The following is a 12,817-nucleotide window of genomic DNA, read 5'->3' on the forward strand; positions in this document are numbered from 1 at the left end:
CCTTCGCACCGTGCGGGCCTGTCGCGCCGCAAAATCCGACCGCTCGGTCAATCATGTACCACCGAAAGCATCACACAACAAGACGGGTGTCGCCATTTCTTGTGACACATTCGGCCGCGCCGGATCGCCCGCCGCGAGCGGCCGGTTCAGGCGCCGTCGAGCACCCGTGCGAGCGCCGTGAGCCTCCGCGAGACTTCCGGGGATTCCGCGGGCAGCGTGCTCTCGCCTGAGAGGAGGTGGTGCCCAACGTGACGGTCAGCTCCGGGTGAGAGCCGCAGATAGAGGTCGGCGAACAGCCTGCGGGCGCGATGCCCGCTCCAGTCGGGGGGCAGAGTCTCGGCCGGAAGACGGGCGTCCCGCAGAGCCGCAAGGCGGTAGGTGTGCACGAGCAGCAGCCGGAGGTGCAGGGCCTGCGCATCGCTGGGACGAACGCCCTTCGCGAGAGCCTCGCTGACGGGAGCGAAGGCGGCGAGGAAGGCGTCATAGGCCGCGTTGAAGGAGGCGATGTCCCAGTGCGCCGCAGCGAGCCGCCGGAGCACCGGCCCCGCCGCCGCGGTCGTGCCCTCGAAGATTGCGAGGGACGGATCGGAGAGTGCCTGATGGGCCGGCCCGAGGAACCATTGCGGCCCGAGCCGGACGTAGCCCGCTTGCTCCAGCATCGGCCCGCCCTCGCCCGACCGGTCGGGATCGAGCCAGACAAACCGCCATCCCGTCTCGTCATGCGGCTCGAACAGGATCCTGGCCGCCGACAGGAACTCGCGCCGCGCCGCCTCGGTGAGCCGGTAAAAGCTTCGGCGCCCTTGCCGCTCGCCTGTCAGCTGGCCCGCGGAGACGAGCCGGGACACCGCCGTTCTCACCAACGTCTCGCTGATCCCGACCGCCTCGCAGGTGTCGACGATGTTGCCCATCCACAGGCGGCCGCCGCGGGGCTCGACCACATCGCCGTACAGGGTGACGATGAAGCTGCCCGAGCGCAGCGGCACCTTCTCGATCAGGCGCGAGAGCAGGGCTCCGCCGCTGCTGTCCGAAAGGGTTCTGCGCGCCTTGCTCAAATCACCTCCCCTTAAGGGCGATCGCGGCGCACATCATCGTCCGCTGCCCTCGCCGACGCCTTCGATCCTCGACCGAAGCGGAATGGGCAGAGCGGCTTACGTCAAAACCGCTGGTGGTTCGAGTCTAAAGCTTGATGCCCACGCTTGGCGGCTTGGATGATACGGTCGGGGTCTGCAGTCCAGACGAAGGGTTTCGGGTTGCCGTTGGTCTCGGCGATGAAGCGCTTGATGGCCGCCTGCACCTCGACAACGAGCCGAACACACGCGCTTCAGCCGGCGCTTGGCGCGTTTGGCAAAGAAGCCTCCGATGGCATTGAGCCAGGAGGCGGAGGTCGGCGTGAAGTGGAAGGTCCAGCGCGGGTGGCGCTCAAGCCAGGCGCGCACCTTCGGGTGCTTGTGGACCGCATCGTTGTCCAGGATCGCGTGCACGACCTTGCTGGCCGGGACCGCCGCCTCGACCGTGCGGCCGATCACCTTGCCCTCCAGCACGTTGAGCGCGGCAAATAGTGTCGTGGTGCCGTGGCGTTTGTCGTCGTGGGTGCGGGTTTCAGGCCGGCCCTTCTTTATGGGCAGCGGAGCCTGGGTGCGGGCGAGTGCCTGGATCTGGGATTTTTCATCGACCGACAACACCACGGCGTGGGCCGGGGGATTGACGGAGAGCCCGACTACGTCGCGCAGCTTTTCGGCGAAAGCCGGGTCGGTGGAGAGCTTGAGCTGCCGGATACGGTGCGGCTGCAGGCCGGGCCTGCGCCAGATCCGCTGCACGGACGAGACCGAGATCCCCGCCGCCTCGGCCATGGCGGCAGCTGTCCAGTGCGTCGTCTCGCCGGGCGGGTCGGCCTGGGTCAGGATGATGATGCGCTCGGCCACCTCCGGTCCGAGCGGCGGGATGCGGGAGGGCCGGGTCTTGTCGCGCAACAGACCCCCTACACCCTCCCGCATGAAGCGTTCCGGCCAGCGCCAGACGGCGGTTTTGGACACGCCCGCCTCGCGCATGGTCGCGTGCGTGCCCGAGCCCCAGCGCTCATCAGCACGATCCGGGCGCGCCAGACGTGCTTCTGGGGCATGTTCCGGTCCGCGACCAGGGCTTCGAGGCTGGCACGGTCGGGGGCGGTGAGCGTGATCGAGATGCCGTTGAGCATCCCGCTAGCCTCGCAGGCAGACCGCTGATCCGCCCCCCTCCCGGCATCTGATGGACTCAACCGTCAGGTTTCAGCCACTAGTCGCACAATCGGGAGGCGAGGGGCGGCAGCGCCCACTGGCCGGACGGCCCCTCGCCGCGACGATCAGGACCAGCGGGCCGCTCACGCGGCCGCGCGACCGCCGGCCGTGTTTCGCGCGCTCATGGTGAGAAGCTCGTAGCGCGCCACCGTCTCGCCGTCCTGGTTGAAGACCTCCACGTCCCAGCGCACCTCACCGTACTCGGGCTTGCGGGCGGGCTGCTTCTGCTTGACGGTGAGCCGCACGCGGATCGCGTCGCCCGGTGAGACCGGCTTGAGGAAGCGCAGGTTGTCGAGCCCGTAATTGGCCAGCAGCGGTCCCGGAGCCGGATCCACGAACAGGCCGGCCGCGAAGGACAGGATGAGGTAGCCGTGCGCGACGCGGCCGGGGAAGAAGGGATTGGCCTTGGCGGCCTCCTCGTTCATGTGGGCGTAGAAGGTGTCGCCCGTGAAGCTGGCGAAGTGCTCGATGTCGTCGAGCGTGATCACCCGCGAGGGCGTCTCGACCGTGTCCCCGACAGCGAGCGCGTCGTAGTCGCGCCGGAAGGGATGCTCGGCCGTGACGGGCGCCGGGGCGCCCGAGAGCCATGTGCGGGTCAGGGCCGAGAGCCGCGCAGGCGAGCCCTGAACCGCCGTGCGCTGCAAGTAGTGGAAGACGCCGCGCAGGCCGCCGAGTTCCTCCCCGCCGCCAGCCCGGCCGGGTCCACCGTGCACGAGACCCGGCAGGGGCGAGCCGTGGCCCGTGGATTCCTTGGCGCAGTCGCGATCGAGCACGTGCACGCGGCCGTGGTGGGCGGCGATGCCGAACACGAGGCTCTCGGCGACCTCGGGGTCAGCCGTGACCACCGAGGCGACGAGACTGCCCTCCCCCTTCGCCACCAGGGCCACCGCGTCGTCGAGGTCGTCATAGGCCATCACCGTGGCTACCGGACCGAACGCCTCCACCGCGTGGGGCGCGACGGCCCGCAGGGGATCCGGGCACCGCAGCAGGACCGGCGCCATGAACGCCCCGGCCTCAGGGTCCGCGCCGATCGCCGTGACGGTCTCGGGATCCCCGAAGACGATCTCCGCCTCCCGAGCGATCTCCGCAACGGCCTCACGCGTGGCGGCGCGCTGGCTCAGGCTCGCGAGCGGGCCCATGCGCACGTCCTCCCGGCGGGGATCGCCAACCGGCACCGCGGCGAGCTGCGCCTTGAGCGCACCGATGACGGCCGGCTCCAACGCGCGCGGGACGATGACGCGGCGGATGGCGGTGCACTTCTGGCCCGCCTTCACCGTCATCTCGCGGACGACCTCTTTGACGAAGAGGTTGAACTCCGGCGTGCCCTCCGCCGCATCGGGCCCGAGCACTGCGGCGTTAAGGGAATCCCGCTCGGCGATGAAGCGCACCGCTTGGCGCGAGACCGCCGGGTGGTCGCGCAGGACCTGTGAGGTCGCAGCCGACCCGGTGAAGGAGAGGACGTCCTGCCCGGCGAGGTGGTCGAGCAGGTCGCCGGCCGACCCGCACAGGAGCTGGAGCGCGCCCTTCGGCAGGACGTCCGCCTCCACGATCAGGCGCACCACTGCTTCAGCAACGTAGGCGGTTGCGGTGGCTGGTTTGGTGATAACAGGCACCCCGGCGAGGATGGAGGGGGCGAGCTTCTCCAGCATGCCCCAGCAAGGGAAGTTGAAGGCGTTGACGTGCACGGCGACGCCGCGCAGCGGTGTCATGACGTGCATTCCCAGGAACGAGCCGCCCCTGGAGAGGGGCTCAGGCCCGCCGTCCACGACGAAGCGTTGGGCCGGCAGCTCCCGCCGCCCACGCGATGCATAGGCGAACAGGGTGCCGATACCTCCGTCGATGTCGAAGGCGTTGTCGCGCTTGGTGGCGCCCGTGTCGGCGGCAAGCTCCGCGAGCGCGTCCTTGTGGGCGGTCAGGTGGGTAGCGAGCGCGCGAAGCCGGTCGGCACGCTCGTGAAAGGTGAGCGCACGCAAGGCCGGACCGCCGACGGTCCGGGCGTGGTGCACCATGGCTGCCATATCGAGCCCCCGCGTGGAGGAGCGCGCCACGATCCGTCCGTCGATGGCACTCGGAATGTCGACGAGCCCCTCCTCCGGGACGAACCAGCGATCGAGGGCGTAGCTGTTGAGGATACGAGTCATCTGAATTGTCCTTCCCTAGTGCCAGTCGGCGAAGCTGCGACCTGTGCGCGCCAGCTCGACGAGGAGGGGCGCAGGCTCCGAGCCAGAGCCACCCGCCTCCTGAGCCGCTTTCATCTCTGCGAGGACGCGCGGCAGTCCCATCTGGTCGGCAGCCCACATCGGTCCGCCCTTGGTGCGTGGGAAGCCGTAGCCATTGACGAACACGACATCGATGTCGGAGGCGCGCAGCGCGACACCCTCCGCGAGGGCTTTCGCACCCTCATTGGCCATGACCGCAAGAAGGCGGTTCTGGATCTCCAAAGCCGTGAAGGTACGGGGAACGATGCCCTTCTCCGCACGCGCCGCAGCGATCAGCTGCGTGACCAACGGATCGACGGATTTCCGTCCCGCTGCATCATAGGCGTACCACCCTGCATTCGTCTTCCGCCCGAGGCGCTGGAGCTCACACAGGCGGTCCGGGATCGCGACGTAACGCTCGCGAGAGTCACGGGTCGCAGCTCGGCGCTTCCTCATGGCGAAGGCGATGTCGAGGCCGGACATATCGGACACGGTGAAGATGCCCATGGCAAAGCCGTAGGCCTCGAGCGCTGCATCGACGGCATCGGGAGCCGCCCCGTCTTCGACAAGGTACTCCGCATGGCGCCGATAGGCTGCATAGATGCGGTTCCCGATGAAGCCGTCGCAATTCCCAGCCACCACGGGCTGCTTGCCTGCCCTCCTCGCGAGGGTGAGTGCGGTGGCGATCACCTCGGGTGCAGTGGCCCTGCCACGCACCACCTCGAGGAGCTTCATGACATGGGCGGGAGCAAAGAAATGCAGCCCCACCACGTCCTGCGGGCGGCAAGTGGCAGCCGCGATCGCGTCGAGGTCCAAGTAGGAGGTGTTCGTGGCGAGCACCGCGCCGCTCTTCGCGACAGCGTCGAGGCGGCGAAAAATATCCGCCTTCACTGCCATGTCCTCGAAGGCGGCCTCGACGATGAGGTCGGCAGCGGCAAGACAGCTCCAATCCGACGTTGGAAGGATGCGACCGAGTCTTTCCGCCACATCCGCTTCCGAAATGCGACCACTCTTCACCTGTCGCTCGTAGAGGTCGCGAACCCGGCTGAGCCCGGCCGAAGCCGCCGTGTCGTCGCGCTCGACCAGCATCACAGGCAGACCGGCGTCGGCGAGGGCGACCGCGATGCCCGCGCCCATCGTCCCGGCGCCGATCACCGCGACCATGGCCACGTGACGCGCAACCGCCTCCGCCATTCCTGGGACTTTGCCGGCCTCGCGCTCGGCGAAGAAGAGATGGCGCAGAGCGCGCGCTTCCGAGCTCCCTCGCAAGGCAAGAAAGGCAGCGCGCTCTTGAGCAAGGCCGGAGGCGAAATCGCCTTCATGCGCGGCGCTGATCACCCGGATCGCGGCCTCGATCGCCGGAACACTCTTCGCCGCTTTCCGTGCGCGGGAGAAGGCCAGCGCCTCCGCGGCCGCATCACCCCGCGGAACGGGAAGCTCCGAGACGCGGCGTTTGGCCACGTGCGGCGCTCGTTCGAGGGCAGCGACCAGGAGGTCTCCCGTCACCACCTCGTCCAACAGACCAAGGTCGTGGGCCTCCGGCGCCTTCAGCACGCGACCTTCGCCAATGAGCGACACCGCCCGGGCCACGCCGACGAGGCGCGGCAAGCGCTGCGTCCCCCCCGCTCCCGGGATGAGACCGAGCCTGATTTCGGTCAGGCCGAGTTGCGCCGCGGGTCCACCGAGACGCGCATCGCAAGCGAGCGCGATCTCTAAGCCCGCGCCCAGAGCCGGGCCGCCGATGGCCGCGATCAGCGGCTTGGTACAAGCATCGATCGCCGCGACGACGTCGGGCAGGAGCGGCTCGCCCGGAGGCTGGTTCATCTCGCGGATGTCGGCACCCGCGATGAAGCGGCCCTCAACGCCAGTGATCACCAATGCCGTAACAGAGGAATCGGCATCGAGCTTGCGCACGGCAGCGAGGAGGCCCTGCCGCACCGCCTGCGACAGGGCATTCACCGGAGGGTGATCGATGGTGATCACCGCCACCGTCCCGTGGCGGTGGACCTGGACGGGAGATGTCGAGGTACTCACGCTCACACCCTCTCGATGAGGGCGGCGATCCCCTGTCCAACGCCAATGCACATCGTGGCGACCGCGCGCTTGCCGCCGCGGACCTCGAGCGCACTCACGGCCGTCATTGCGAGCCGCGCCCCCGACATGCCGAGCGGATGGCCTAGCGCGATGGCTCCGCCGTGAGGGTTCACGTGCTCCGCATCGTCCGGCAGCCCGAGCTCGCGCAATACCGCCAGGGCCTGTGAGGCGAACGCCTCGTTGAGCTCGATCAGGTCGATCTCGCTCAGAGAGAGTCCATTCTTCGCGAGGAGCTTGCGGGTGGCCGGGGCAGGCCCGATGCCCATGATGCGCGGTGGCACGCCCGCCTGCACGACGGACACCACCCGCGCCCGCGGCGTGAGGCCATACTTCCGTGCGGCTTCTTCTGAAGCAAGGATGAGGGCACCGGCCCCGTCATTCACGCCGGAGGCGTTGCCGGCCGTTACGGTGCCGCCCTCCTTGCGAAACGAGGTCTTCAGGGCCGCCAGCTGCTCCAGCGTGGTGTCGGGGCGCGGATGCTCGTCCCGATCTACCCGGATCACCGCCCCCTTCTTGCCCTTCACCTCCAGAGCCACGATCTCGCGGTCGAAGAACCCCTCGGCCTGGGCCGCCGCTGCGCGCTGCTGCGAGCGAAGAGCGAAGAGGTCCTGGTCCTGTCGCGAGATCCGGAACTCTTCGGCGACGTTCTCGCCGGTTTCGGGCATGGAATCGATGCCGTACTGAGCCTTCATCAGCGGGTTCACAAAGCGCCAGCCGATGGTGGTGTCGAACACCTCCGCTTGGCGGGAGAAGGCCTCCGTCGCCTTGCCCATCACGAAGGGCGCACGCGTCATGCTCTCCACGCCGCCCGCCAGCATGAGGTCCGCATCGCCCGTCATGATGGCACGGGCGGCGATGCCGACCGCGTCGAGGCCCGAGCCGCACAGCCGGTTGACCGTTGTCCCCGGTGCGCTCACTGGCAGGCCGGCGAGCAGCGCCGCCATGCGAGCGACGTCCCGGTTGTCCTCCCCGGCCTGGTTGGCGCAGCCGAGCACCACGTCGTCCACCGCCTCCCAGTCGATACCCGGGTTGCGCTCCTTCAGCACGCGGATCGGATAGGCCGCGAGGTCGTCGGCGCGAACGTCCTTGAGCGCGCCGCCATAGCGGCCGATGGGCGTGCGGGCGAAATCGCAAATATAGGCGTGAGACATGGTGCTCTCCTTGGAAGCGGAATTCAGGCGGCAGCCGGACGACGAACACATACGACGCGAAAGCGCCCAGCTACGAAGGCAGTGTCGGTCAGGCAGGCATTTCCGGCGGGATTGGCGCCCGTAACGTGATAGTCACTGAAGGCTGCACTTTGATTGACGTAGATCCCGCCTGTTAAATTCACAGAGAGCGCGACACCTGCTCGGGCATACGACGGGATCGCCCTCGCGATCTGCGCCTCGTCCGTGCTGTAGAGCGCGGCCGTGATCGCGCCCTTGGTGCGGGCTGCGGCGCTCGCCCGCGCAATGCCTTCCTCGGCGTCGTGCACCGCGACGATGAAGGCGATCGGCCCGAACCATTCTTCAAGCGCAGGAGTGGCCTCGGACGCATCGAGCGAGATCAGGAGCGGTGTTGCAGTCCGAGCCCTCTCGAGCGGTAGGGCTGAGCTGTCACGCACGACCCTGCCAAGGGTACGCGCCGCTTCGATACGCGTGAGGGTTTCCGGACTCTGGATCGCTCCGAGCACCGCACCTGCACGAACCGGATCTGAGAGCAGCGCATCGATAGCGCCTGCGATCGACGCGGCCACCGCCTCGAAGCTCTTGTGCCCCTCGTCAGTCGAGATCCCAGACGCTGGAACAAAAATGGTCTGAGGCGCAGTGCACATCTGTCCGCTATAGAGGGACAGGGAGAAAGCGATGTTCTGGCACATCGCCGAGAAGGCATTTGTCGAGGCGATGACGATCGTGTTCACGCCCGCCTCTTCGGTGAACAGGAGCTTGTCCGTCACGTTGGTCCGTAGCCAGCTGCCAAAGGCTGAAGAACCTGTGAAATCGACGATGTCGATGGCCGCGTGCGTCGCCAGAATTTTCGCGAGCGGAGCTTCTGTCGTGTCCGGCGCGAGCTGGAGCACGTCGGGATCGAAGCCCTGCCCAGCGAGCACCTCGCGCCCAATCTTCACGGTTAAAGCGAGTGGCAGAATCGCGGCCGGGTGCGGCTTCACGATGACAGCATTGCCAGTCGCAAGGTTCGCAAAGAGGGCCGGGTAGCTATTCCAAGTCGGGAAAGTGGCGCAGCCGATGATGAGCCCGATACCACGGGGCACGACGAAGAAATTCTTGTCGAGGCGGATGAACGACCGCCCGATCGGTTTCTCCCAACGGACGGCCTCGGGGACGCGCGTCATTTCCGCATACGCGTAGGCGACGGCCTCGAGCCCCCGGTCCTGCGCGTGAGGCCCTCCGGCCTGGAAGGCCATGGCGGAAGCCTGTCCGGTCGTATGCTCCACCGCCTGGGCGATCAGAAAGCTCGCCGCGTTCAGGCGTACGAGGATCTCGAGTGTGACGCCGACGCGCTGCTCCACCGACGCTTCCGACCAGGCTGCATGCGCCCTCTGAGCCGCCGCAACGAGATCATCCGCAGCTTGTGAGCGATAAGTGATGCCGAGCCGCATACCGAAGGGAGACACTTCCTCGCCGACCCAGCAGCCGCGCAGCTCATCCTGCTCATCGCGCGCAAGCTCGAAAGGGCGATTCTTCAGGGCCTCGAAGGCCGCCTGTCCCTCGGCCGGGGCCGAGCCAGGATAGGCTTTCGGATGCTCGGGGAAAGCCGACCAAAACTCTCGACGGCGTGACGCAGCAACCGCCGCATCGAGCAGCGCGGCGTGAGCCTGAAACAGATCGTCCACGACATTCCTCCCGAGTACGACGCGGTCTTCAACGACGTTGACACCCGTGCCACTTCGGCTATCATTAACCGGTCGATCGGTTAATGCAAGAGGCTTCCACCCTCATTGTGGAGCCCGGATAGGGAGGCCGACGTGGATCCATCGCTTCTCGTGGCGCATCATGACGGCTGGACGGAGCTGACGCTCAACCGTCCCGACCGCCTCAACTCCTTCAATGAAGAGCTGAGCCGGGCGCTCGCCGCGGCGCTAGATGACGCAGAAGATGACGCCTGTCGCGCGGTCCTTCTCACGGGGGCCGGCCGTGGTTTCTGTGCGGGGCAGGATCTCGGCGAGCGCGTCAGCGCCGATGGTCCCCCAGATCTCGGCTACACGATCGAGACCTTCTACAACCCCCTGGTCCGGCGGCTCCGCGGATTGCGCAAGCCTGTCGTATGCGCGGTGAACGGAGTCGCCGCGGGCGCGGGCGCAAACCTTGCGCTCGCCTGCGACATTGTGCTGGCCGCGCGCTCGGCCAAGTTTATTCAGGCCTTCGCCAAGATCGGCCTCGTGCCGGATTCCGGCGGCACCTTCTTCCTGCCGCGCCTGATCGGCGAGGCCCGCGCGCGCGCAGTTTCCCTGCTTGCCGAGCCGGTGAGCGCGGAGACGGCCGAGAGTTGGGGTCTCATCTGGCGGGCGGTGGACGATGTGGCTCTGCTCCCGGAGGCTCGGGCGCTCGCCGCCCACCTCGCCACCCAGCCGACGCAGGGCCTCGCGTTGGCCAAGGCGGCGCTTAATGCCTCGGCCGGCAATACGCTCGATGCACAACTCGACCTCGAGCGCGACCTGCAGCGCGAGGCGGGTCGCACGCCGGATTACCGCGAGGGTGTCACCGCCTTCATGGAGAAGCGGCCGGCCCGCTTCTCGGGGCGGCGCTCATAAACATCGCTTAACGAGGGAGGTGATGGATGTCTCTGCCAACCAATGGGGCTCCACCTGAAATGGTGTGCGGCCAGCCCCCAACCGGCCTTCTAGCTCGTTCTGAACAGGGGGTGCTGCAATGGCTGTGACCTATAACTCTCAGGAGCAGAGGGTGGACATCGGCCAGATCCTCGATGACGGCCCTTGGACAACGATGCAGAAGATAGTGGTTGTTCTGGCCGCGCTCGCAATTGTGGCAGATGGCTTTGATGGCCAACTCATCGGATTTGCGATCCCCCTCATCATCAAAGAATGGAACGTAACTCGGGGTGATTTTGCGCCTGTGGTGGCGTCCGGCCTCATCGGCATGGCGATCGGAAGTGCGTGCGCAGGGATGTTGGCCGACCATTTTGGACGGCGCATGGGTGTCATCTGCAGTGTCTTGCTATTCAGTTTAGCGACCTGCGCTATCGGCTTCTCCGAGAACCTTTGGATGATGGCTGCGCTTCGGTTCGTCGCGGGGCTCGGGATCGGTGGCGCGCTTCCGACCTCGACCACCATGACGGCGGAGTACACCCCTGCCCGAAGCCGAACGATAGCCATCACAGCTACCATCGTTTGCTTCCCGCTGGGCGGCATGCTCAGCGGAGTATTCGCAAGCTTTATTCTCCCAGCGTTCGGCTGGCGCGGTCTATTCTGGATAGGCGGTACGATCCCGCTCCTTCTCGCTTTAGTGCTGTTTTTTCGTCTACCGGAGTCTCCTCGCTTTTTGGCTCACCACCATGCCCGTTGGCCCGAGTTGATCAGGCTACTCGGACGCATGTCCCGCCCTGTGTCGGCAGGGTCGACGTTCATCGACAGCAGGGAAGAAAAGGTCGAGGAAGATGCTGGTTTGCGCGCTCTGTTCGAAGAGGGGCGCCGACGCGACACAATTGCCCTCTGGCTCGCGACCTTTGCATGCCTGTTGGCCGTGTACAGTGCATTCAGCTGGCTGCCGACCATGTTGGCCAACGAGGGGCTCAGTGCGAGCGTGGCCGGTTCTGGATTGACCGCCTACAATCTGGGAGGCGTATGCGGCGCCTTGCTCTGCGCAGCTGCAGTTGCCCGTTTCGGTTCTCGCTGGCCGCTGGCGGTGTTCAGCGCGGGCGGCGCACTCAGCGCACTCCTGCTGATCGGGGTGAACCCCACCCAAAACACGAATGTCCTAATCTTTGGGGTTGGAGTGCACGGATTGTTCGTGACCACCGTGCAGTGCATCATCTATGCCCTATGCGCCCACGTGTATCCTACCAATGTGCGGGCCACCGGCACAGCTGCGACGCTTGCAGTTGGGCGACTGGGGGCGATCCTGAGCGCGTTTGCTGGAGCTGCGGTGATCACGGCTGGCGGTGCATCGGCCTATTTCACGATGCTTGGCGTAGCCATGGTCTGCGTACTGACCGGGCTCTGGATGGTCAGGCATCAGATTCCGCCGGTCCAGAAGACAAAGATAAAACTGGATAACGCTCCCCCCGTTTTGGTCGGACAGTGAGTTATGCCCTGAGCAGGGCCGCGCCTGTCTTTAGCGTGGCTCTGCATTTTATCTCGGAGTTCTGCTTGGTTGCTGCATCTAATACCGAGCGATAGGCGACGCGAACTGGACACCAGGAGTTGACGTATTTGCTCTCGATCCTGGTCTAATATTTGAAAAGGAAAGAGTGGTGCGGTCTCCATAGGCATTGACAGCCGTGTCTCTTCCGCTATTATTAACCGAATGATCGGTAAATTAAAAACTCCTCCGAGGAGCCCGGACAGGGAGGTCGACGTGGATCCATCGCTTCTCGTGACGCATCATGACGGCTGGACGGAGCTGACGCTCAACTGTCCCGACCGCCTCAACTCCTTCAATGAAGAGCTGAGCCGGGCCATGGCCGCAGTACTCGACGATGCTGCGAACGGGGATCACGATCTCGACCCGCAGCGCGAGGCGGGTTACACGCCGGTTTGCCGCGAGAGCGTCACCGCCTTCATAGAAAAGCGGTCTGCCTGCTTCTTGGGGTGGTGCTCATGAGCACGCCTACTCTGCTCCGTTCGGCTCAGGAGACAGCGCGCCTGTGCGCGGCGGCGATGTGGGCGACGGACCTTGCCAGCCAGGGGCTCGGGATTGAGATCCTGGCAGTCGGCCCCGGCACGGCGACGCTCGCGATGACGCTCACCGAGCGCATGACCAACGGCCATGGTTCGGCCCACGGAGGCTTCATCTTTGCCCTGGCCGACAGCGCTTTCGCCTTCGCCTGTAACACTTATGATGAGCGCACAGTCGCGGCGCACTGCTCCATCACCTTCCTTCGCCCCGGCACCTGCGGAGGACGGCTCGTGGCCGTGGCACGGGAAGTCGCCCGTCTCGGCCGATCCGGCATCTACGACGTTGCGGTGACGCAAGACGACGTCGTAATCGCGCAGTTTCGCGGGCATTCCCGTACCATCGGAGGCGCTGTTATCGCCCCTCCAGCAGGCGCACCGGAAGAATAAAGTACTGC

9 protein-coding genes and 1 pseudogene are annotated in these 12,817 nt (G+C 66.3%); 4 read left to right on the plus strand and 6 right to left on the minus strand.

Annotation, left to right across the window (positions count from 1 at the left end; genetic code table 11):
• Window positions 1-146: 146 nt before the first annotated feature.
• From MNOD_RS15875 to paaN, 6 genes and pseudogenes are all read right to left on the minus strand, one after another.
• The gene (locus tag MNOD_RS15875) at window positions 147-1,052 is read right to left on the minus strand and encodes a PaaX family transcriptional regulator C-terminal domain-containing protein (protein ID WP_015929942.1); all 906 of its coding nucleotides are present in this window, start codon (window positions 1,050-1,052) and stop codon (window positions 147-149) included.
• 101 nt (window positions 1,053-1,153) lie between these two features.
• A pseudogene (locus tag MNOD_RS15880) lies at window positions 1,154-2,194 on the minus strand (IS630 family transposase).
• 162 nt (window positions 2,195-2,356) lie between these two features.
• On the minus strand, window positions 2,357-4,414 hold the full coding sequence (gene paaZ / locus MNOD_RS15885; RefSeq protein ID WP_015929943.1) for a phenylacetic acid degradation bifunctional protein PaaZ: 2,058 nt from the start codon (window positions 4,412-4,414) through the stop codon (window positions 2,357-2,359).
• Window positions 4,415-4,429: 15 nt separating this feature from the next.
• A complete protein-coding gene (locus MNOD_RS15890; protein WP_015929944.1) occupies window positions 4,430-6,505 on the minus strand; it encodes an FAD-dependent oxidoreductase in 2,076 nt (691 codons plus the stop codon).
• Between the two features lie 2 nt (window positions 6,506-6,507).
• On the minus strand, window positions 6,508-7,716 hold the full coding sequence (pcaF, locus tag MNOD_RS15895) for a 3-oxoadipyl-CoA thiolase (RefSeq protein ID WP_015929945.1): 1,209 nt from the start codon (window positions 7,714-7,716) through the stop codon (window positions 6,508-6,510).
• 23 nt (window positions 7,717-7,739) lie between these two features.
• Complete coding sequence (gene paaN / locus MNOD_RS15900) at window positions 7,740-9,401, minus strand: phenylacetic acid degradation protein PaaN (RefSeq protein WP_015929946.1); 1,662 nt, start codon at window positions 9,399-9,401, stop codon at window positions 7,740-7,742.
• A 132-nt stretch (window positions 9,402-9,533) separates the two neighbouring features.
• Between paaN and paaG the strand changes: the two genes are divergently transcribed.
• The 4 genes from paaG (at window position 9,534) to paaI (ending at window position 12,809) form a co-directional block, all read left to right on the plus strand.
• A complete protein-coding gene (gene paaG / locus MNOD_RS15905) occupies window positions 9,534-10,319 on the plus strand; it encodes a 2-(1,2-epoxy-1,2-dihydrophenyl)acetyl-CoA isomerase PaaG (protein ID WP_015929947.1) in 786 nt (261 codons plus the stop codon).
• Between the two features lie 151 nt (window positions 10,320-10,470).
• Window positions 10,471-11,829 carry an MFS transporter gene (locus MNOD_RS15910; RefSeq protein ID WP_244424745.1) on the plus strand — a complete coding sequence of 453 codons (1,359 nt, stop codon included), beginning with the start codon at window positions 10,471-10,473 and terminating at the stop codon, window positions 11,827-11,829.
• Window positions 11,830-12,102: 273 nt separating this feature from the next.
• Window positions 12,103-12,348: a hypothetical protein gene (locus MNOD_RS48070; protein ID WP_015929949.1), complete on the plus strand. Its 246-nt coding sequence runs from the start codon at window positions 12,103-12,105 to the stop codon at window positions 12,346-12,348.
• Entirely contained in the window at window positions 12,345-12,809 is a 465-nt protein-coding gene (gene paaI, locus MNOD_RS15920) for a hydroxyphenylacetyl-CoA thioesterase PaaI (protein ID WP_015929950.1), read from the plus strand. Before MNOD_RS48070 ends, paaI begins: the two co-directional genes overlap by 4 nt.
• Window positions 12,810-12,817 lie beyond the last annotated feature (8 nt).

This window comes from Methylobacterium nodulans ORS 2060 (genome assembly GCF_000022085.1).
Classification (GTDB): Bacteria; Pseudomonadota; Alphaproteobacteria; order Rhizobiales; family Beijerinckiaceae; genus Methylobacterium; species Methylobacterium nodulans.